Genomic DNA, 20,668 nt, shown 5'->3' on the forward strand with positions numbered 1-20,668 from the left:
GCTCACAAAATTCATCTACACTAGTAACAAAAAATTGTGGGTATCAAAACAAAAAAATAGGCTCTCCGAAAACTCGGAAAGCCTTATTTAATGCTACTTCTAGCTTCCTCGCCTTTTCATTTTAAGGCTCGGGATAAAAAGGTTTACTGAACCTTTTTATTTTGCGATTGGGTAAACAGAAACCTGCTTTTTATCGCGACCTTTACGTTCAAAGCGTACTACGCCTTCAACTTTAGCGAACAAAGTATCGTCTCCACCACGTCCAACGTTTACACCTGGGTAGATGTGTGTACCACGTTGACGGTAAAGGATTGATCCACCTGTTACAGTTTGTCCGTCAGCTGCTTTAGCTCCAAGACGTTTCGCTTGTGAATCACGTCCGTTTGATGTAGAACCTCCACCTTTTTTGTGGGCGAAAAGTTGCAAGTTGTTAAGAGTCATTTTTAACATAATGTTTTCCTCCGTGTTAGTTTTCTGTGATAACTCTGGTTTGGACGAACTCAGAAGAGTTCTCCGATAAGTTTGCCATACCTAAGAAAAATGATTCGAAGAATAACTGGGTCATTTCTCTCTGGTGTGAAGGAAGATCCGCTGGTATTTCAACCTTTAGATAGCCGCCTTCATCTTCGTTTAATTCTAAGATTGGTTCATAGCCTGCAAATTTCTCAATGGAATTGACAAAGTTAATGGCAAGCGTAGAAACCGATGCACACACGACATCTAAGCCGTATTCGCCACTTTCGGCGTGTCCAGTAATTTCCGCACTCCTCAGCTCGCCATCTTCGGCTCTCTCAAAGACTGCTTGTATCATGTGTTCTCCTTAAAATTAAGCGTTGATCGCGTTGATGACAACTTTTGTATATGGTTGACGGTGACCTTGTTTACGGTGGCTACCTTTTTTAGGTTTGTACTTGTAAGTAACAACTTTCTTTTGTTTTCCTTGTTTTTCAACAGTTCCAACTACAGTAGCTCCAGCAACAAGTGGAGTTCCGACAACAGTGTTTTCACCACCAACAAGAACAACTTCGTTAAAAGTAACTTCTTGACCAGCTTCAACGTTCAATTTTTCAACGTAAACTGCTTGACCAACTTCAACTTTAACTTGTTTTCCGCCAGTTTTGATAATTGCGTATGTGCTCATTATGCACCTCCTATGATTTTTAGGGTTTCCCCGTATTATTGTGAAGACTCGCCTAGCATCGTGGGACGAACCACTTAAAAGAAGAGCTCTAAGTATAACAAAATTTAAATTTGTTATACAACGAGCAAACGATGTTCGTGCGGTTGCACAGGACTGTGCATAGTCAACTCTTCAAGTATAGCATATCTTCTTTTTTCTTACAAGTGAAATCAATTAAAATTAAGCTTTTTCTTTCCCTTTTTTCCTCCAAAAAGCAAAAAGCATGCTGAAGTAAAAGATACTCATCATAAAAGGAACACCTAGAATTGTCTTCTCTTGATAGTAAATCGTCAAATAAGCTGAGAAAACAACTCCGAAGACAAAACTACTAAGCAAGCTAACAAAAATCAAGCCCTCCCGTAGAAAAGGCGTATGCTTGGTTCGGAAATAATCCCCAAAAGCCAACATGGTTCGTTTAATATTCCCAGTCATAAAGGCATTATTATAGGCGATACCCGAAACTTCTCCAAAGGCTGTTGTCACCAGTCCCATACAAAACGCTAAGGGTGGAACTAGGTAGATATTGTCTACTGACAAGGGAACAAAACCAATGATTATGGATAAGACCGCGAGTGGTATCAAGGACAAAATCGGCTTTTTAACAATTCGAAGTTTTTCCTTATACAATGTCAGAAAAAAGACACCCATCATAAAGGACAACAAGGTCATCACTTTAGCACTGGCGTCCGAGACATTCTGCTGAATGAGTCCTACAGAGAGAAAAACAACATTCCCAGTTTGTCCAGCCACAAGGGTGTTCCCTCGAACGATAAAGGTATAGGCATCGACATATCCTGCACAAAAAGTCAAAAAAAGCGCTAGCCTCTTAGACTGACGTGATATTTTTCTTATTGGTAATAATCTCATTTTCTCTCCCATTTCAGTTTCATTTACTCATTTCAATATTGTACCATTTTCTCCAAGAAATGCGTAGTCCATTTGAAAATTTTTACCATCTATTGGATAGTCTTTCTTTTCTATGTTATAATGAAGGAAGGATTTGAAGTCGGAAAAGGAGTATTTATGCTTAAATTAGGTGTCATCGGAACAGGCGCTATCAGCCATCATTTCATAGAAGCAGCCCATGCTAGCGGAGAATACCAGCTGGTCGCAGTCTATTCTAGAAAACGAGAAACTGCCGCAACCTTTGCTTCTTGTTATCAAGATATCCAACTCTTTAATCAATTAGAAGACTTCTTTAAGTCTTCCTTTGACGTAGTCTATATCGCTAGTCCAAACTCCTTGCATTTTGCTCAAGCCAAGGCTGCCTTGTCTGCTGGTAAGCACGTCATTCTTGAAAAGCCAGCTGTCACTCAGCCACAAGAATGGCTAGATTTGAAACAAACAGCTGAGAAAAATCACTGTTTTATCTTTGAAGCGGCACGAAACTACCACGAGGAAGCTTTTACCACTATTAAGAATTTTTTGACAGACAAGCAAATCTTAGGAGCTGATTTCAACTATGCCAAGTATTCTTCCAAGATGCCTGACTTATTGGCTGGACAAACGCCAAATGTCTTTTCAGACCGTTTTGCTGGTGGAGCTCTTATGGACTTGGGGATTTATCCTCTCTATGCTGCCGTTCGCCTCTTTGGAAAAGCTCAGGACGCGACCTATCAGGCTCAACAGCTTGACAATAGCATTGACCTAAATGGAGACGGTATCCTCTTCTACCCTGACTTTCAAGTTCATATCAAAGCTGGGAAAGACATCACTTCCAATCTTCCTTGCGAGATTTATACAGTAGACGGAACCTTGACCCTCAACACGATTGAGCATGTCTGCTCAGCTATTTTTACCGACCACCGAGGAAAGCAAGTCCAGCTCCCTATCCAACAAGCTCCTCATACGATGACTGAGGAAGTTGCTGCGTTTGCACAGATGATTCAGCAACCAGACCAGACACTTTACCAGAACTGGCTGGATGATGCAGGTTCTGTTCATGACCTATTATATACCATGCGCCAGACTGCTGGCATTAGATTTGAGGCAGAAAAATGAAAACCAAACTACCCACTGAATGGCAAGAACTAAGCGACCAGCTCGGTTTCCAAGAATTCACCCCCATTCAAACTCGACTATTTGAGCCCATTCTTGCTGGAGAAAATCTTCTAGGAGTGAGCCCAACAGGAACTGGTAAGACCCTAGCTTACCTCCTGCCAAGTCTTCTCAGACTACAAAAGAAAAAAGCCCAGCAACTCTTGATTCTAGCACCAAATACAGAACTTGCTGGACAAATTTTTGATGTATGTAAAACGTGGGCAGAGGCTATCGGCTTGACTGCTCAGCTCTTCTTATCAGGTTCCAGTCAGAAACGCCAGATTGAACGACTCAAAAAAGGACCAGAAATACTGATTGGAACCCCTGGCCGTATCTTTGAGTTGATTAAATTGAAAAAAATCAAGATGATGAATGTGGAAACCATCATCCTGGATGAATTTGACCAATTGCTCGATGATTCTCAGATTCACTTTGTCGAGAAAATCACTCACTACGCACCTCGTGACCATCAACTCATCTACATGAGTGCGACGACCAAGTTTGACCAAGAAAAGATTGCGCCAAACACGCGCACTATTGATCTCTCTGACCAAAAATTGGATAACATCCAGCATTTCTACATGCAGGTAGACCAACGTCACCGAGTGGATATGCTACGAAAACTGGCTCATGTAGAGGATTTTCGTGGCCTTGTCTTCTTTAATAGCCTATCAGACCTTGGAAGTGCGGAAGAAAAACTGCAATATCGAGATGTCTTGGCTGTTTCCCTCGCTAGTGATGTCAATGTCAAGTTTAGAAAAGTTATCTTGGAAAAGTTTAAGGACAAGCAGTTAACCTTGCTCCTTGCAACAGACCTTCTGGCTCGCGGAATTGATATCGATAGCCTAGAATGTGTCGTAAACTTTGATATTCCTAGAGACATGGAAACTTACACTCACCGCGCTGGCCGTACAGGTCGAATGGGTAAAGAAGGCTATGTGATCACTCTCGTAACCCATCCTGAAGAACTTAAAAAACTCAAGAAGTTTGCTACAGTTCGAGAAATTGTCCTAAAAAATCAAGAACTCTATATCAAATAAGGTTGGCATTCGCCAACCTTTTTCTTATCCCCAAGTAATTTCTAATTGATAGCTGGCAAAGGGGTGTCCCTCTTGGTTTTGCAGTTGATAGGCAAGCTCAATCTTTTGCCCATCCAGTTTGTAGTGACTCGTTTGAATGATAAACTCCTGCATGCCCATAGGTGTAGGAATATAGGCTAAACTATCACTATCCCTTAGAAAACGCATGATGGTTTTGGGACTCGAGAAACGAGTCATCACCAGTTCTTGATCATGAAACTTGAGAACCACTTTTTCCTTTTCCTCATTATAAAAGAGTAAATAACTGTAATCCCCTTTTTCATGCACTTCAACGTCATAAAGCTGGTCAACCACTTCTAACTGCTCATCAAACTGAATCCTATTTCGCATCCGAATCTTCACATCAAATCCTCTTTCTTGTCTCTTGTCCTACTATTTTACCAAAAAGACCAGGATTTTGCTATAATGGTCATATGAACGAAAAAGTATTCCGTGACCCAGTTCACAACTACATCCATGTCAATAATCAGGTCATCTATGACTTGATCAATACAAAAGAATTTCAACGTCTGCGTCGTATCAAACAGCTAGGGACTTCCAGCTATACTTTCCATGGTGGGGAGCACAGTCGCTTTTCCCACTGTTTGGGGGTCTACGAGATTGCTCGTCGTATCACGGAGATTTTTGAAGAAAAATATCCTGAAGAATGGGATCCTGCTGAGTCTCTCTTGACCATGACTGCTGCGCTCCTCCATGACCTTGGGCATGGTGCCTACTCCCATACTTTTGAAAATCTTTTTGATACAGATCATGAGGCCATCACTCAGGAAATCATCCAAAATCCTGAGACAGAGATTCACCAAGTCCTGCTACAAGTAGCTCCAGATTTCCCCAAAAAGGTAGCCAGTGTCATTGACCATACCTATCCCAACAAGCAGGTGGTGCAACTCATTTCTAGTCAGATTGACGCAGACCGCATGGACTATCTCTTGCGCGACTCCTATTTTACAGGGGCATCTTATGGGGAATTTGACCTGACACGTATCCTACGAGTCATTCGTCCTGTCGAAAATGGGATCGCCTTTCAGCGCAATGGAATGCATGCCATCGAAGACTATGTTCTCAGTCGCTACCAGATGTATATGCAGGTTTATTTCCACCCAGCAACACGTGCCATGGAAGTTCTCCTACAAAATCTCCTCAAACGCGCCAAGGAACTCTATCCTGAAGATAAGGATTTCTTTGCACGCACTTCTCCTCATTTGCTACCTTTTTTTGAAAAGAAAGTTACTCTATCTGACTATCTGGCTCTGGATGATGGCGTGATGAATACCTACTTCCAACTCTGGATGACCAGTCCTGACAAGATATTAGCCGACTTATCGCAACGTTTTGTCAACCGCAAGGTCTTTAAATCCATTACTTTTTCAGAAAAAGACCAAGACCAACTCGCAACCATGAGACAAATGGTTGAAGAAATCGGTTTTGATCCAGACTACTACACAGCTATTCATAAGAACTTTGACCTCCCTTATGATATCTATCGTCCCGAATCTGAAAATCCACGGACTCAGATTGAGATTCTACAGAAAAATGGAGAACTGGCTGAACTCTCTAGCCTGTCTCCTATCGTCCAATCCCTTGCTGGCAGCCGCCACGGAGACAATCGTTTCTATTTTCCAAAAGAAATGTTAGACCAAAACAGCATCTTCGCAAGCATCACCCAGCAATTTTTACACTTGATTGAGAACGATCATTTTACCCCAAATAAGAACGAATAGAGGAAATATATGAGTATTAAACTAATCGCCGTCGATATTGATGGTACCCTAGTCAACAGTCAAAAGGAGATCACTCCGGAAGTCTTTTCTGCTATCCAAGATGCCAAACAAGCTGGTGTCAAAGTCGTCATTGCAACCGGTCGTCCTATCGCAGGCGTTGCCAAACTTCTGGACGACTTGCAGTTGAGAGACCAAGGTGACTATGTCGTGACCTTCAACGGTGCCCTTGTCCAAGAAACTGCTACTGGACATGAGATTATTAGCGAATCCTTGACTTATGAGGATTATCTAGATATGGAATTCCTCAGTCGCAAGCTCGGTGTTCACATGCACGCCATTACCAAGGACGGTATCTACACTGCCAATCGCAATATCGGAAAATACACAGTGCATGAATCAAGCCTCGTCAGCATGCCCATTTTCTACCGTACTCCTGAAGAAATGGCTGGCAAAGAAATCGTCAAATGTATGTTTATCGATGAACCAGAAATTCTCGATGCTGCAATTGAAAAAATCCCAGCAGAATTTTACGAGCGCTACTCTATCAACAAATCTGCTCCTTTCTACCTTGAACTCCTTAAAAAGAATATAGACAAGGGCTCAGCCATCACTCACTTAGCCGAAAAACTCGGATTAACCAAAGATGAAACCATGGCCATCGGGGACGAAGAAAATGACCGCGCCATGCTGGAAGTCGTGGGTAATCCAGTTGTCATGGAAAATGGAAATCCAGAACTCAAAAAAATCGCCAAATACATCACCAAAACGAATGACGAATCTGGCGTAGCCCATGCTATTCGTACGTGGGTATTGTAAAATGCTTAAGCTTAAAAAATGAACCACACCCCATAAATTAGAGATAAAATTCTAACTTATGGGGTGTTCTTTTTGAATTTTCACCAAATCATCTAAGTATGCCCATCTTATCTAGTTCTTTTAAAGCAGACTCTCTTGATGGATATGGATTTCTATTGATGAAAGATTTTACAGCTTCGACGTGATGATAAAGATCCACGCTGATTTCTTTTAAATTTTCAATAAAGACATCAAGCAAACCAGGTTCAATGTTCTCTAAGGGAGAAGGAAACTCCTTCTTATTTTCAAACCCAAAAGCTTCTTTAGCAGTCACACCTATTGCATAACTAATGTTGTCCCACAAGATACCATTCGCTTCATTTTTATCTAACTGCATGTAGATAAATATTCCGCCGAAGTCTGTCCCATCATCTAATAAACGATAAAGTTCCTCTCCCCTTTTATCTCTATTCTCCCAAAAACTCCAACATGCATCCAAGGCGCTTCGAATGTGTGAAATATATTGCGTTTCCATAAGATTCGCAATTGCCTCAGCAAAAATCAACATAAAATAACTAGTCAGCACATCCTCTCCTAATCTATACTTGAACGAAATAGCCTATCCATTCTCATCTGATAAAAATAGTGGACCAAAGTAGTTTTTAATGAGATCGTCCTTTAAATATCCTTTTATTTCTGTTTCAGATATTTGTGAAATGAGTTCACTATTTTCAGATAGGATTTGTTTGTAACTTAAAGAAAGTACCTCAAGTGTGTCCTCGTCGACACTTTCAATCGTTTGTGGCAGGTAGACTTCCCCCGAAGCCATATAAGAATAATGACAAATCAGGACAAAGAAATTAGCGATACAGTTCCAAACTAGTGGATTGGTTTTCTTATCCAGCTCCTGAAATGTCAAGATATCCTGCTCATCCATATTTTCCAATCGATTGTATAAATCATATGGACAAAACCCACTCTCTTTATCAAGCTCCTGTTTTGAAAGTTTTAAGGAATCAAGGACAAATTCCTGATATTCTTTCTCACTGATACAATCTACAAGAACGTCTATCAACTCCTGTAGGAAGCGCAATAAATTTCTATTATCATTCATCGATTTTCCTTCTATTACTAAAAAACTAACTTGGTGATCCACTGAAAAACGTGGCCATCACTCTTCCTCTTCAAACATCAGAGCATCCAGTTCTTCTCTCTCTGCCGCAATCTCTTCAAAAGTAGAAATAAGATTATTTACTATTTCTAAGGTGATAATACCAGTCGAATCCCTCATCGTAACCATAGTCCCAATGGCACTCAACTCATGGATGAGGGCTCTAACCTTTTTCAATTCGTCCAAATCTAACATGTCTACTTCTATTACCGTGTCATGATCTTTTATTCTGGATTGGATTAAAGAGAAAGGTAAGGATGAATAATTTCTTAACAACTTATAGGTTCCTGACTTGTCACCTATAGAATCTATACAAATAGCTAGCATCATTTTTACTCCTTTATACTTGAAAACATCAGTATCCCATGTCTACAAGGAAGAGATATAAGCTTGAATCTCCTCTATCATGCATCGATTTGTCGTTCTTACTCTTATGGCTTGAAGCCATAAAGATAAAGCAAGCATAATAGCTTGCTTGAAAGTTAAGGAATTAAAAATTGATTTTCATAATCTTTTGGGAGTTCATAAGATATTTCTCCATTACTATTACCAAATCGACTTTGATTAAAAATTGGAAATAGCTTGGAGTCGTACACAGTTTTTATAACAAAACGTTCTCTTTCAAAACTAATAGTTGCAGCTACTGAGGGATCCTTAAAAACCGTTTGTTTACCTTGGGAATGCAAGCGAACGTCTATAGTAGCTACTTCTTCAGGATATTTTTCAAATCGAACATCAAAACGAATGTCGATACCTTCCGAAGGAATGTACATTTGATTGTTACTTACACTGATACTTTGAATCTTTCCTAATTTCTGTTCCAATTCTGGGTCGTTTCTATACAGGTCTGTTTGGATAGCTAGTTTGAAATTTTCCTCATGTTCTTGTAGCCATCTGTTAAGATTACGAATCATATTTTCTTTTTCAACTTGCCTGGAGGCATCCTTGCTCTTGCGATCAAGTTTATTCATAGTTTCAGTCAATTTATCTTGCTCTCGCTTCCAATCCCACGAGGGGTCACTTGATACCTCTACTACTGATAAGTACCATCTCCTCATAGTTTCAGGAGATTTATAAGGATTGGGTTTTATAAATGTAAAAGGACCTATACCAGCATCAGGAAAGTATAATTCTACTTTCATTGACTGCTTGCGATTATTATTAGCATAGGCTGTAAAGGAAATATGATAATTTCCACCTACATCTCCACCATTATCAAAGCCTCCCCTCGCAGAACCCGGTAAAAGCGTCACTGACTTTATATATTGCCCTTGACTGTCTATGTCTGCAATAATTTCTCTCTTGATAGAATCTTTATGATCATGAATAAACTTACCAGTGTTCCCAATCGGTATCCTAATTAACAAATATGACAAACCAATAATAATAAAGGGAACGGAAATCGCAAGGAATATCCACTTGTTCGATTTTAACATAATATCTCCTGATGCTCATTAAAAATCAGTTATAAAACAGCTTTTATATTGCTTTACCTTTCAACCCGACGATTACTCTTTTCAATTTCGTTCATGGAAACCTCATTCTTTTTCAAAAATAACACTACTAATTTGCACAATCTTTTGATTAGATTTCAGTTGAATAGTTACTCTATATATAGTTGAGCTAGAATGATTTACTAATACTATACATGTTGTTTCCTCTGGTAAATCATATTTGCTTTTTAGATGTTTATAGAGGTCAGAGTTATTTTCTGGCTGATATACAATCTCACGAAGCTCTGTTTCTGCACTCTTAAAGGTCTCCTTTACATCTAAAGAAGTAAAGAATTCTCTTTGTACCACTAAATTAAGAATTTCTTCATCATATAAAGGAGTTACCTCCGACCCATAATTTAACTTCCCATTAGAGTAAGTAACAGGAACTGTTTCTTTATTATCCCCAATTTTTATTGTATAGTCACCCTTAATGTCAGATTGGCTAGTATCTAAGAATACTTTATAATCCTTTACTACGTTTCCACTCTCTATATAAATACTATTTTTGTAAAGCTTTAATCCATTAAACTCCTTCTTGTCTTGCTCTAAAAATTTAAATATAGGTTCAAACGTTTTTTCAAATTCGTACTGTTCCTTTGTTCTGTTTTTGGGAATGGTCTCACCACCCAAACTACATCCAGTCAGTGTATAAAGAGTCAGGACCATTAACATCACACTAACAACCCAAAATAAGCGTTTATTTTCCTTCATCTCTTTCTCCTAAACATTCTATGCCTATTATAACATAAAAAAGAGCGTTTCCGCTCCCTTTATCACTCAGGTAATTCTACCTTCAAAATCATATCCGTTGGTTGTAATACCTTCTGAACAGCTGCGAGAAAGGCTAGTCCATTATCCGATGGAGAATATTGGAAGGTGATATGGATGACTTTTTTATCAAAGCTATCGCCATATCGATCCACATACTGCTTACTTTCGAGGAAGTAGATATAGTTGTTGAGTTTTTCTTGCAGTTTCAACAAATGTTCTTCTTCAGTATCTGGAAGCCAAAGATTGCCATCTATTAATAAAAGTTCCAAGTCTGTGTCACTCGTTCCGATTGCATCAATTTCTGAAACATCTAACTGAATAAGAGATTCTTTTATCCAAAATGTCGTTTTTATCAAACGATAAAGTCGATCTATTGCATCACTTTCATTTTTAAATTCGTCTCTTATCCAGATATCTTGGCGCTCATTAACCTCATATACTTTATATTGACTAGATTTCTCATCGTAATAGTATCCCAAAGTAAATTGACCTCCATATCGCTCATCAAGCGCAATATGAAATATCCCCATCTTATCTCTATGTTGATTAATGAAATTTACCAGTTCTTGTTTTGTCATTTAAAATTCCTCCACAACTCTCACATTCAATATGGCGTTTGCTATAGCTCCACTACCTTAGGTGGATTGTAGTATTTTTCCTTGAATTCCTTAAGAATCTTCTCTACCTTTTCTTCATCACACTGTCTGTATAACGGACTACGGTCTAATACATTACATAGTCTTTCATAGGTATAAGTACGTTTCTGTTCATCTGATAATTTTGAAATACTTTCTATAATATTTCTTACCAACTCATCTGTTTCAATAACAAAGGGAAGGCTTGTATATCTTCTTAAACGACTGCCTTGCATAGAAATATAATCAGTTACCTTATCTAATTTGACTAGGTCAACCGATAAACTAAAATCTTTCAAGATATCAAAGGTTCTGCGCGCTATATCCCTGTCACCTTCTGCATACAGAGGGAATAAGCAATATTCCATCAATACACTAATATCTGTACTATCCACTTCATAAGAATCCCGTTCTCGTATACGATATTTTGCATCTGTGCCTAAAAAGGCTTCTTCCTCTTTTCCTTCTCTCATCACATTACGATAAAAATTAATAAAAGATTGATAATCTTTAGGCTCTGGTAATTCATATATTTTCATTTAGTTACTCCATTGATTAATTCTAAAAATTCCTTCAATTTGCTCAATTTTATTAGTGCCTGGTTCATAGACGCGTGGATTTTTGATTTCATAATAGCCTTGACGTTCAATCGCAGATAGAAAATCATCGTAAGAATGCCCCTTTGTGTCAATCGTTGGCATAAGTAGTTCGCTATTTAGAAATGCTAAATAATCTTTTTATAAATATAGTCTCATTATACCACAAAAAGAGAGCGTTTCCGCTCCCTTTTTTACTCTGGCAATTCTACCTTCAAGATCATATCCGTCGGTTGCAATACCTGCTGAACAGCTGCGAGGAAGGCTAAGCCATTATCAGATGGAGAATACTGGAATGTGATATGGATGACTTTTTTGTCAAATTGATCACCATATCGCTCCACATACTGCTTACTTTCGAGGAAGTGAATGTAATTATTCATTTTTTCTTGCAGAATTTCCAGATGGACTGCTTCTATCTCTTCCTCCCAGCCAACTGGATCAACTAGAAGAAGTTCCAAATGATTATCAACTATACCAATTGCATCAAGTTCGCTAGGTTCCAGTTCTGAAACAATGGCTTGAGTGACAATTTGTTTAAATTCCTCTGCTGTAAAAAGACGACGAGTATTTCCTGGGTTTTTTAAAATAAAAGAAGGATGATTTTCGATGAAGAGCTTACCAGACTCATCTTGTGTATACTGCTTTTTAGATTTCCAAAAACCATAATCTGCATAATTCATCAACTCTTTACCAGTATGTTCTCCCGACATATAACTATCTGCAGCTTCTTTGGGGATTTCTTGAACTACTTCTGGCATGGTAATATTAAAAGTTGGATAACGCAAGAAATACTTATCACCATCTTGACAAATTTCCAACATATCTTTTTGACTTACATAAATTGATTCCATTCTTATCTCCTTTGTCTTTTACCAAATGTCTATATTTATTCCCTATTTTGAGGCTGTTTATATGAAGTCATCCTCTTTACCATAAAGGCCAGCGCCCCGTTTCAGCATAAATCATGACTTCGTATGCTCCCCTAGAAGATTCAAATGCTCTATCCATCAGTTCTTTAGTAATAGGATAGCGAACTTCTGGCCCCATGGCTCCTCCAACTTCTTTAAAGAAGCTAATTTCGTAATAACCATCTGTCTCATATACAATAAATCCATTGCCTCTATGTACAATCGTATCCGATTGATTACAATCTTCTAACTCATCTGCTTTAGGCCAACGATGATGTTCACAATAAAACATTACTTCTAAAGAATCTTTTTCTGATTTTGAAACACGTTCTGCTAATTCCTGGCTAATGGGAAAGTTAAGCACTTCTTTCCCTCTACTCCACAGAATCTCATAATCCTTATTGTTTTTTAATACCGTACAATTTTTGTATTGCAGCATTTCTATTGTCATATACATCGACTTTCTTTACTTTTTTAATTCTTCTCTATCATAGGCAAAAAAGATCTAGTTGGTGCGAGCATTTCTTATCAAGCTCCCCATGATCTTCTTTCGCTTGTGCAAATTATTGGCTAAACACAAATAGACAATAAACAAAAGCATCGAGTGGAAAAATAATGGCAAAAAACTAGGATATAACAGGAATACGACTATAGATACTAACAAACTAATAAAGCTACCACGAATTACGGAAGAAACAACAGCTCCACTTTTCTTTACTACTTCTAGGAATTCTAAGTACTCCAAATCTGTAAATAGAGCCGGATACAAATCCAAATCTTTCTTAAAATAGACATCCAGCAATTTCCCGAAAAGTAAGGAAAGACAAGAGAATAAAACCAAATAAAGATACTTGTGAGCAGATATACTAAAGATTGTTAATCCATTCAGAAATCTGATAAAAGGAAGAAATAGCAATACCAGAGAAAGAATAACGTACTGTTGACTCTTAGAAGTTCTTTCTGGAATCGAAAAAAACAATTTCTTTGTCTTTAAGTCATAGTAAACTAATTTGTTCTTAAACTCTCCTAGATGAACTAGTCCAGTATAATGTTTATTCTTTTCTATCATTTCCACTCCCTTTCTAACCATAATCAAATGATATAAGCTTTTTCATAGCTTCAGTGAACTGGATTAGAGCTCTCTAATATCTGGAATTCAGTTTCATTATATATCTCTTTTACTTGAGTAGCGATACATAATCATCTGGAAGTTTGCCTCTCCAGTCAATCCACATTTGCACAGCAATTGGAATTAATCTTTCAAGCTCTTCCTGAGTAAATAACTCTCTAGTTTCAGGTAAATCAATTAATGATGTCGGACTCTCTTCTATAAATCGTTTCTCACTAGCTTTCTTTTCTTCTTCCGTCGGTGGCCAACAATCGTTTTGAACCTTCCAAGATATTTCAAGTAGAGTCCGTTCTCCACTCTCTAGTAAGGTAAATAATTCTTGTGGTAATTCATAGACAACTAACCAAGAAGCTACGGTTCCCTCTTCTGAAACTAAATAATACTTGTTATCATTTCTCCAGATGGATTTTCCGTAACCTTTTACTTCTTCGAATTGGATAACATCTTCCCATTGTAGTTTTGTTGGTTTCATTTTATACCTTCCTTACTTAAGTGGTGATACATAATCATCTGGAAATTTGCCTTCAGATTCGATCCAAATCGTCTCTGCAATAGGCATTAACTCTTTTAATTCTTCTTGTGTAAAAAGTAATTGATTTTTCGGATTAGCTATCAGTATCTTTGGTCGTTCTTTGGCTCTTCCTCTTTTTATTTTATTGATTTCTTCTTCCATCGGTGGCCAACGATCGTGCTTAATCTTCCAAGATATTTCGAGTAGCGATCTCTCTCCACTTTCTAATAAGGCAAACAGCTCATTTGGTAATTTATAAACTACACGCTGAGGGGCAATTCCTCCCTCCTCATCAACATAATAAAGATGATTACCATCTCTCCAGATATGCTGACCGTAACCTTTTACCTCTTCAAATTGGATAACATCTTCCCATTGTAGTTTTGTTGGTTTCATTTGTATTTTCCCTTTTCTTATAACCCTTTCAGACTAAACTAGTAGAGCACTCATAATCTTTTTTATTTGGTATTCCAACATGATAGAACTACCTTAAAAATCAATGTTAACGTTTCCCATTATTATACCATACAAGCGCTTGATATGAGGGGTTTGCTAGTTAAAAACTAACAAAAAAACACTAGCTATCCAGTGTTTTGTTTCTAGTTTACTGCCCCCTGCAGGAATCGAACCTGCAACTACTCCTTAGGAGGGAGTTGTTATATCCATTGAACTAAGGGAGCTAGAGAAAAACCCTGCTGGGTGAGCAGAGTTTTTTAGTCGAATTAACGACGGATTTCTTTGATACGAGCTGCTTTACCTTGAAGAGCACGCAAGTAGTACAATTTCGCACGACGTACTTTACCGTAACGAACAACTTCGATCTTTTCAACACGTGGAGTGTGGATTGGGAAGATACGCTCAACACCTACACCGTTAGAGATTTTACGAACTGTGTAGTTTTCTGAGATGCCTGCACCTTTACGTGCAATAACAACACCTTCAAAAATCTGGATACGTTCACGGTTACCTTCGACAACTTTCGCGTGTACACGAACAGTGTCACCAGGACGGAATGATGGGATATCTGTACGAAGTTGACCTTCAGTCAAGCTTTGGATTAATGGATTCATTTTATTCTCCTATCTTTGTCAATCTTGAGGAACCTTCCTCAGCGGATAAACTGTATTTTTGTGCGTCCATTACACACAAGATACAGTTTACCAAATTTCCACCTAAAAGTAAAGAAATTTATAGCAGAATTCCTAAAAAAATCGCTAGAAAACCGCCTATATAAGTTAAGAGAAAATAGCTATAAAATACCTTCTTGTCACTGATTAGTCTTTGTAGCTCGTCATTCAAGGTTGAAAAGGTCGTTAACCCTCCACAAAAACCTGTCGCTAGGATGGCATAGATTTCCTTGGACTCCACATGATTGTAGAGTAGGCCGATCAAAAAACAACCTAAAAGATTGGCTATAAGCGTTCCGAGGGGCAATTTAGAAGCTTGATTATAGCGGGAAAAGAAATACCGCACCAGGGCTCCGAACCCGCAGGTGATTGCAAGATAAACGATTACCATTTCTTCCTCCCTAGAACATAAGCCAAGAGTAGACCTCCTCCAATACTCAAAAGCAGATAGATGATTAAGCTAAGATAACGCCCGGTATCAAGCAGTTTTACTGCATCAAGCATTAGGCTAGAAAAGGTTGTCAGGCCACCGCAAAAACCCGTCCCCAGCGCCAAAATTAAGCCTTTACTAGTTCCCTTATGGGCCAGATAGCCTTTTACCAGATAGACCAGGCAGAATATTCCCAGATAGTTGACAAGGAGGGTACCCCAAGGAAAGTCGGGACTGGCTGGTAACCAAGTAGAAACCAGGTAGCGGACAAGGCCTCCCAACATAGCAGCCAGAAAAATCCCGAGCGGATAAAATTGTTCTTTTTTCATTTGATGTTTTGATCCTGATAATCACGCGAACGTTTGAGAATGTCTGAAAAAGTCGCAACAATGGTCTCCTGGTAGCGCTTATCTTCTACTCGATTTTTGACCTTTTCAAAAATGATTTCTTCTCGCTTGGAATCTAAAATAGGTTTTCCTGAGGCTTTCTTATAGGCAACTACTCCCTCAACCAAATGCATCCGTTCTTCTAGGAGCTTGACGATTTGGTCGTCGATTTGATCAATTTCTTGCCGAATAGTATCTAAATCCATAGTGTCTCCTCCTTTATTTGAATTATTGTATCAAAAAGCCACCAAATAGGCTAGTAAAATCCCAAAAAACTAATAAAAAAACGCACTGACTTCTTCCAGTCAGCGCAGTTTGATTCTTATCCTACTTTTGCAGCCAATTCTTCTGCGAATTGTTCCAAACGTTCGATGTCTTCTTCTTCGGCAGAGAGGTCCACTTTAACACACTCTGAACCTTTTTCAGCTCCTGTCGCTACAAATACACGATCAAAGTCATCAACAGCCTTACAGAATTCGTCGTAGAAGGTATCTCCTGAACCGACCACTCCGTAGATTTTGCCATTCAAGTTGAGATCAGCTAGGTCTTCGTAGAAGTCCATCATCTCATCTGGCAATTCTCCATCTCCGTAAGTGTAAGTCGCAACAATTGCGATATCCGCTTCCAAGAAGTCTGAAGCGTCAACAGTCGTACATTCATCAACATCGACATCCAAGCCCAAGTCACGCAATTTATCTGCTACAATATCTGCAATTTCTTCGGTATTACCGGTCATACTGGCAAATACAATTTTTGCTAATGCCATATCGTCCTCCTCAATTTATCTTTCTCCATTATATCATATCTTTTTCATTTTAAAAATAAAAATTCTTGTGCTACAATGAAATGAGAAAGAATTGAGGTTACTTATGGAAATTTGCCAGCAAATTTTAGAGAAAATCAAAGAATACGATACCATTATCATTCATCGTCATATGAAACCAGATCCAGATGCCTTAGGGAGTCAGGTAGGTTTAAAAGCTCTTCTCACACACCATTTTCCAGAAAAGACCATCAAAGCAGTCGGTTATAACGAACCAACTCTAACCTGGATGGCGGAAATGGATACTGTCCAAGACAATGACTACCAAGGAGCTCTTTCTATTATTTGTGATACAGCGAATCGCCCTCGTATCGATGATAAACGCTACGAACAAGCTAATTTCACCATCAAAATCGATCACCATCCAAATGATGACATCTATGGTGACCTATCTTGGGTGGATACAAGTTCAAGCAGCGCCAGTGAGATGATTGCATTATTTGCTCAAGAAAATCAGCTAACTTTGTCTAGTGAAGCGGCACGACTTCTCTATGCAGGAATTGTCGGGGACACAGGGCGTTTTCTCTACCCTTCAACCAGTGCCCGTACCTTTAGAATAGCTGGCCAGCTCCGAGAAATTGATTTTGACTTTGCTGGACTGTCTCGTCAAATGGATACCATGAGCTTCAAGATTGCAAAACTGCAAGGGTATGTCTATGATCATTTAGAAGTTGATGAGAATGGAGCTGCACGCGTTCTACTTACTCAAGACACCTTGGAAAAATATAAGGTTACGGATGCTGAAACAGCTGCAATTGTCGGAGCACCTGGCCGAATTGATACTGTTAAGGCTTGGGCTATCTTTGTTGAACAAGCTGATGGTCACTTCCGTGTGCGTATGCGCAGTAAAATCACTCCTATCAATGAGATTGCCAAACGACACGACGGAGGAGGGCATCCATTAGCCAGTGGCGCCAATTCCTATAGTCTAGAAGAAAACGAACAAATATACAAAGAACTAAAAGAGGCCCTACAGATGCACCAAGGCTAAGAAAGAATTTTCTTGGCCTTTTATATGCTAGTTTCTTAAAATATACGGTTTCTTTGTACCTCAGTTTATGGTATAATAAATCAAACTGAATAAAAGGAGACATAATAATGGAAAAAAATCGTTTGTATATTCTCATTTCTGCTGGAGTAGCAATCCTTGGTTCACTCTTGCCATGGGCTAGTTTAAATGCAGGTTCTTTTGGGTCCTATAGTGTGAATGGTTACCAAGGTGATGGGTGGTTTGTCATTATCGCGGCTATTGTGTCTATTGTTCTTGCGTGCTTGAATAACATGAATAAAGCAATGCCTAAAGGGTTCTCAATTGGTGTCATTGTTGCGGGTGCAATTGCAACTCTCGTCACACTAAATAGTCTCTTTAATGTAAATAAGTACATGTCTAACTTTGGTGGATATGGCATTTCAATCGGCTTTGGTTTGATTTTGGCTATTCTTGCTAGCATTGCACTAGTTGTAACTGGTCTCTTGGCAATGTCAGGTGGTAAAATTACAAAAGAATCATTTACTGAATTAGCTGAGTCTGGTAAAGATTTTGCTCAAACTGTCGGACGTGTAACAAGCTCTACCGTTAAAACTGCGGTCGAAGAAATCAAAAAAGAATCTCAAGAACGTAAAAAAGAAGAAACTACTGCTGAAAAAACAGAGACTGTTAAAGAGGAAACCGAGCAAAAAGAAGAAGCTAAGGAACCAGCTAATGTAGAAGCTGAATCAGCAGCAGAAAACGCAGAACCAGTAAAAGAAGAAACTACTGAATCTGAAACAAAAACAGAAGCTGAGCCAGTAGCCGAACCAACAGAAACAGAGGCTGAAGCTGAAACAGAATCAACAGAAACAGAAACTACTGAATCTGAAAAAGAGGCTAAATCAGCAGCAGAAAACACAGAACCAGTAAAAGAAACAGAAGTAAAAAATGAACAAGAAGAAAAAGCTCCTAATCAAGAGAACTAATCATTCTTCTACCCTCACTCCAGTAAACACTGGAGTGATTTTTTATCAAGATTTTTAATAAAATCAGGGAAAAGACTTGCCAAACTTATCAGAATCTGATAGACTAGTATGGTAACAATCTATGGCTCGCAAAGAGACCATGGCAGAAAGGAAATATTGCAAAATGAAAAAAGATATCCATCCAGAATATCGCCCAGTTGTCTTCATGGACACAACTACTGGTTACAAATTCCTTAGCGGTTCAACAAAACGCTCTAACGAAACTGTTGAGTTCGAAGGCGAAACTTACCCATTGATCCGTGTGGAAATTTCATCAGACTCACACCCATTCTACACTGGACGTCAAAAGTTCACTCAAGCAGATGGACGCGTGGATCGTTTCAACAAAAAATACGGTCTCAAATAATGATAAAAAAGAACAGTTACCACTGTTCTTTTTTTTTACTTCTTTTTATGAACCAACCCCTACTACTTTCTATTTGTCAACCTTCACGCTGACACTATAATTGATTTCAACCGAGTTTAAAAAATATCGAAAAGAAGCTTGATATTGAGAATGGTCAAGATGATTGAAACTGCGTAACCTATGATGGTATTCCACTTGGCATTAGTGAATTCTCCCATCAGTGACTTCTTAGAGGTCAGATAGATTAAGGGGAAGATTGAAAACGGAAGAGCGATTGACAGAAAGACTTGTGAATAGACCAATAACTGATCCAAAGTTTTTTCTTGATGCCCAAACAAAACGGCAACAATAATCACAGGGAGTAAGGCAAAAATCCGTGTACCGATACGGATAATCCACTGAGGTAATTTCAGATGCAAGAAACCTTCCATGACAATCTGTCCTGTCAAAGTACCTGTAATGGTCGAATTTTGACCACTTGCTAAGAGGGCTAGGGCAAATAAAGTTGACAGAGTTGAACTAGCTATCGCTCCTGCTATCTTCGAATCCTGTAAAGCATTGTACATTTGAGAAAAAGCTGAAATTTCAGATGCATGACCAAAAAAGAGAGATGCCCCTAAAATGAGAAGCAAGGAATTGACAATAAAGGCTAGGGACAACTGAAGATTTGAATCCCAGGTCATAAAACGCACGGCTTTTCGAACATCCTTCTTATCTTTGTGATTGATTTTCCTTGTTTGGGATAGGGATGAATGAAGATAGAGATTATGGGGCATGACTGTCGCCCCCACAATTCCTAAAGCCAAGGTCAATTGGCTTTCATGACCTGGTAATGGTGTTTCAAATAATGTTGGAGTCGGTAAATAACCACCAAAAATACCCTGAATACTTGGATTGGATAAAGCCACCAGATAGGTAAAGATGGCTAATATGGTTAAAATAAGGGTCGTAACAATGGCTTCAATCTTTTTGAAGCCAAATTTCATCAACAACAACAAAAGAAATACGTCTAAAACGGTTAAGAGGATAGCGACCATAATTGGTATTTTAAATAAAAGATTTAAGGCAATCGCTGAGCCTAGAACCTCAGCTAAGTCGGTCGCCATTAAAGCTAATTCTAAAATCACCCATAAACTATAACGAAGCCACTTGGGAGCATGATGTGCAGTTGCCTGTGCTAGGTCCATCCTAGTTACGATACCGAGCTTTCCAGCCATCTGTTGTAGTTGCATGGCAATGATGGATGAAATCAAAATAACAAATAAGAGACTATATTTGTAGGAAGCACCACCAACCACACTGGTAATCCAGTTTCCAGGATCCATATAACCAACTGCTACAAGGGCTCCAGGTCCTAAAAATGCTTTTAGATTTTGCCAAAAATGATTGTTATTGGGAGTTTCAATAGATTGATTGATCTCAGAAAGAGAGACCTTTTTGTAAGAAGACATCGGGATTTTACACTTTCTAATCTGTCTTTACTT

Annotated in this window: 29 protein-coding genes, 1 tRNA gene, 1 pseudogene and 1 other annotated feature; of the genes and pseudogenes, 7 read left to right on the forward strand and 24 right to left on the reverse strand. The window is 38.7% G+C overall.

The features are described 5' to 3' along the window. Nucleotides 1–156: 156 nt before the first annotated feature. From rpmA to MK395_RS04615, 4 genes are all read right to left on the reverse strand, one after another. Nucleotides 157–450 (reverse strand): 50S ribosomal protein L27, encoded by a 294-nt coding sequence (rpmA, locus tag MK395_RS04600; protein WP_000916509.1) that lies wholly within the window; start codon nt 448–450, stop codon nt 157–159. Between the two features lie 16 nt (nt 451–466). Further along, on the reverse strand, nt 467–811 hold the full coding sequence (locus tag MK395_RS04605; protein WP_000613705.1) for a ribosomal-processing cysteine protease Prp: 345 nt from the start codon (nt 809–811) through the stop codon (nt 467–469). Nucleotides 812–826: 15 nt separating this feature from the next. After that, nucleotides 827–1,141 carry a 50S ribosomal protein L21 gene (gene rplU / locus MK395_RS04610; RefSeq protein ID WP_000109141.1) on the reverse strand — a complete coding sequence of 105 codons (315 nt, stop codon included), beginning with the start codon at nt 1,139–1,141 and terminating at the stop codon, nt 827–829. A gap of 34 nt (nt 1,142–1,175) precedes the next feature. Further along, nucleotides 1,176–1,296, reverse strand: a sequence feature (ribosomal protein L21 leader region). 64 nt (nt 1,297–1,360) lie between these two features. Beyond that, the gene (locus MK395_RS04615) at nt 1,361–2,047 is read right to left on the reverse strand and encodes a YoaK family protein (protein ID WP_001238359.1); all 687 of its coding nucleotides are present in this window, start codon (nt 2,045–2,047) and stop codon (nt 1,361–1,363) included. A gap of 156 nt (nt 2,048–2,203) precedes the next feature. Here MK395_RS04615 and MK395_RS04620 point away from each other — a divergent pair, with 156 nt between their 5' ends. After that, a complete protein-coding gene (locus MK395_RS04620) occupies nt 2,204–3,181 on the forward strand; it encodes a Gfo/Idh/MocA family protein (RefSeq protein WP_070568867.1) in 978 nt (325 codons plus the stop codon). Then, entirely contained in the window at nt 3,178–4,260 is a 1,083-nt protein-coding gene (locus tag MK395_RS04625; protein ID WP_070568870.1) for a DEAD/DEAH box helicase, read from the forward strand. Before MK395_RS04620 ends, MK395_RS04625 begins: the two co-directional genes overlap by 4 nt. A gap of 24 nt (nt 4,261–4,284) precedes the next feature. Here the strand turns inward: MK395_RS04625 and MK395_RS04630 are convergent, their stop codons facing one another. Further along, entirely contained in the window at nt 4,285–4,662 is a 378-nt protein-coding gene (locus tag MK395_RS04630; RefSeq protein ID WP_080980989.1) for a YwiB family protein, read from the reverse strand. 71 nt (nt 4,663–4,733) lie between these two features. Between MK395_RS04630 and MK395_RS04635 the strand changes: the two genes are divergently transcribed. Together MK395_RS04635 and yidA are read left to right on the forward strand one after the other, a co-directional pair. Then, on the forward strand, nt 4,734–6,041 hold the full coding sequence (locus tag MK395_RS04635) for an HD domain-containing protein (protein ID WP_268711368.1): 1,308 nt from the start codon (nt 4,734–4,736) through the stop codon (nt 6,039–6,041). Nucleotides 6,042–6,050: 9 nt separating this feature from the next. After that, entirely contained in the window at nt 6,051–6,857 is an 807-nt protein-coding gene (yidA, locus tag MK395_RS04640) for a sugar-phosphatase (protein WP_268711369.1), read from the forward strand. A gap of 88 nt (nt 6,858–6,945) precedes the next feature. Here the strand turns inward: yidA and MK395_RS04645 are convergent, their stop codons facing one another. The 18 genes and pseudogenes from MK395_RS04645 to MK395_RS04730 form a co-directional block, all read right to left on the reverse strand. Then, nucleotides 6,946–7,422: an Imm6 family immunity protein gene (locus MK395_RS04645; RefSeq protein ID WP_125826071.1), complete on the reverse strand. Its 477-nt coding sequence runs from the start codon at nt 7,420–7,422 to the stop codon at nt 6,946–6,948. A gap of 33 nt (nt 7,423–7,455) precedes the next feature. Continuing rightward, complete coding sequence (locus tag MK395_RS04650) at nt 7,456–7,950, reverse strand: Imm6 family immunity protein (protein ID WP_125826072.1); 495 nt, start codon at nt 7,948–7,950, stop codon at nt 7,456–7,458. Nucleotides 7,951–8,007: 57 nt separating this feature from the next. Beyond that, nucleotides 8,008–8,337, reverse strand: coding sequence for a 50S ribosomal protein L7/L12 (locus MK395_RS04655; RefSeq protein ID WP_412079845.1), 330 nt, complete (start codon nt 8,335–8,337; stop codon nt 8,008–8,010). A 152-nt stretch (nt 8,338–8,489) separates the two neighbouring features. Beyond that, nucleotides 8,490–9,443, reverse strand: a complete 954-nt coding sequence (locus MK395_RS04660; RefSeq protein ID WP_070837474.1) for a hypothetical protein — start codon at nt 9,441–9,443, stop codon at nt 8,490–8,492. Nucleotides 9,444–9,545: 102 nt separating this feature from the next. Continuing rightward, the gene (locus MK395_RS04665; RefSeq protein WP_268711370.1) at nt 9,546–10,214 is read right to left on the reverse strand and encodes a hypothetical protein; all 669 of its coding nucleotides are present in this window, start codon (nt 10,212–10,214) and stop codon (nt 9,546–9,548) included. A gap of 62 nt (nt 10,215–10,276) precedes the next feature. Then, nucleotides 10,277–10,852, reverse strand: a complete 576-nt coding sequence (locus MK395_RS04670) for a DUF6572 domain-containing protein (RefSeq protein ID WP_000165997.1) — start codon at nt 10,850–10,852, stop codon at nt 10,277–10,279. A gap of 41 nt (nt 10,853–10,893) precedes the next feature. Then, on the reverse strand, nt 10,894–11,448 hold the full coding sequence (locus tag MK395_RS04675; protein WP_000708259.1) for an NAD glycohydrolase inhibitor: 555 nt from the start codon (nt 11,446–11,448) through the stop codon (nt 10,894–10,896). Then, a pseudogene (locus MK395_RS04680) lies at nt 11,449–11,613 on the reverse strand (hypothetical protein); the annotation flags it as partial. Between the two features lie 86 nt (nt 11,614–11,699). After that, entirely contained in the window at nt 11,700–12,359 is a 660-nt protein-coding gene (locus tag MK395_RS04685; protein ID WP_000443989.1) for a DUF6572 domain-containing protein, read from the reverse strand. Nucleotides 12,360–12,435: 76 nt separating this feature from the next. Next, nucleotides 12,436–12,867 (reverse strand): hypothetical protein, encoded by a 432-nt coding sequence (locus MK395_RS04690; protein WP_008278436.1) that lies wholly within the window; start codon nt 12,865–12,867, stop codon nt 12,436–12,438. 727 nt (nt 12,868–13,594) lie between these two features. Continuing rightward, a complete protein-coding gene (locus tag MK395_RS04695; protein ID WP_000805164.1) occupies nt 13,595–14,017 on the reverse strand; it encodes a hypothetical protein in 423 nt (140 codons plus the stop codon). Between the two features lie 12 nt (nt 14,018–14,029). Next, nucleotides 14,030–14,452 (reverse strand): hypothetical protein, encoded by a 423-nt coding sequence (locus MK395_RS04700; RefSeq protein WP_000805166.1) that lies wholly within the window; start codon nt 14,450–14,452, stop codon nt 14,030–14,032. A gap of 212 nt (nt 14,453–14,664) precedes the next feature. Next, a tRNA-Arg gene (locus MK395_RS04705) sits at nt 14,665–14,736 on the reverse strand. A gap of 42 nt (nt 14,737–14,778) precedes the next feature. Beyond that, entirely contained in the window at nt 14,779–15,126 is a 348-nt protein-coding gene (gene rplS, locus MK395_RS04710; protein ID WP_001068669.1) for a 50S ribosomal protein L19, read from the reverse strand. A 118-nt stretch (nt 15,127–15,244) separates the two neighbouring features. Next, complete coding sequence (gene crcB, locus MK395_RS04715; protein ID WP_268711371.1) at nt 15,245–15,574, reverse strand: fluoride efflux transporter CrcB; 330 nt, start codon at nt 15,572–15,574, stop codon at nt 15,245–15,247. Next, entirely contained in the window at nt 15,568–15,942 is a 375-nt protein-coding gene (gene crcB / locus MK395_RS04720) for a fluoride efflux transporter CrcB (RefSeq protein ID WP_000712101.1), read from the reverse strand. The genes crcB (MK395_RS04715) and crcB (MK395_RS04720) overlap by 7 nt, the downstream gene beginning before the upstream one ends. Further along, complete coding sequence (locus MK395_RS04725) at nt 15,939–16,205, reverse strand: chorismate mutase (RefSeq protein ID WP_000362498.1); 267 nt, start codon at nt 16,203–16,205, stop codon at nt 15,939–15,941. The genes crcB (MK395_RS04720) and MK395_RS04725 overlap by 4 nt, the downstream gene beginning before the upstream one ends. 116 nt (nt 16,206–16,321) lie before the next feature. Then, the gene (locus MK395_RS04730) at nt 16,322–16,765 is read right to left on the reverse strand and encodes a flavodoxin (RefSeq protein ID WP_001162125.1); all 444 of its coding nucleotides are present in this window, start codon (nt 16,763–16,765) and stop codon (nt 16,322–16,324) included. Between the two features lie 103 nt (nt 16,766–16,868). Here MK395_RS04730 and MK395_RS04735 point away from each other — a divergent pair, with 103 nt between their 5' ends. The 3 genes from MK395_RS04735 (at nt 16,869) to MK395_RS04745 (ending at nt 19,184) form a co-directional block, all read left to right on the forward strand. Continuing rightward, the gene (locus MK395_RS04735; protein WP_268711372.1) at nt 16,869–17,813 is read left to right on the forward strand and encodes a DHH family phosphoesterase; all 945 of its coding nucleotides are present in this window, start codon (nt 16,869–16,871) and stop codon (nt 17,811–17,813) included. Nucleotides 17,814–17,920: 107 nt separating this feature from the next. Further along, entirely contained in the window at nt 17,921–18,778 is an 858-nt protein-coding gene (locus tag MK395_RS04740) for a DUF5336 domain-containing protein (RefSeq protein WP_125413622.1), read from the forward strand. A 163-nt stretch (nt 18,779–18,941) separates the two neighbouring features. Continuing rightward, nucleotides 18,942–19,184, forward strand: coding sequence for a type B 50S ribosomal protein L31 (locus MK395_RS04745; protein WP_000710762.1), 243 nt, complete (start codon nt 18,942–18,944; stop codon nt 19,182–19,184). A gap of 116 nt (nt 19,185–19,300) precedes the next feature. Here the strand turns inward: MK395_RS04745 and MK395_RS04750 are convergent, their stop codons facing one another. Further along, a complete protein-coding gene (locus MK395_RS04750; protein WP_268711373.1) occupies nt 19,301–20,635 on the reverse strand; it encodes an Nramp family divalent metal transporter in 1,335 nt (444 codons plus the stop codon). Between the last annotated feature and the right edge of the window lie 33 nt (nt 20,636–20,668).

Origin of the sequence: Streptococcus oralis, assembly GCF_026782085.1 — a bacterium.
GTDB lineage: Bacteria > Bacillota > Bacilli > Lactobacillales > Streptococcaceae > Streptococcus > Streptococcus oralis_DA.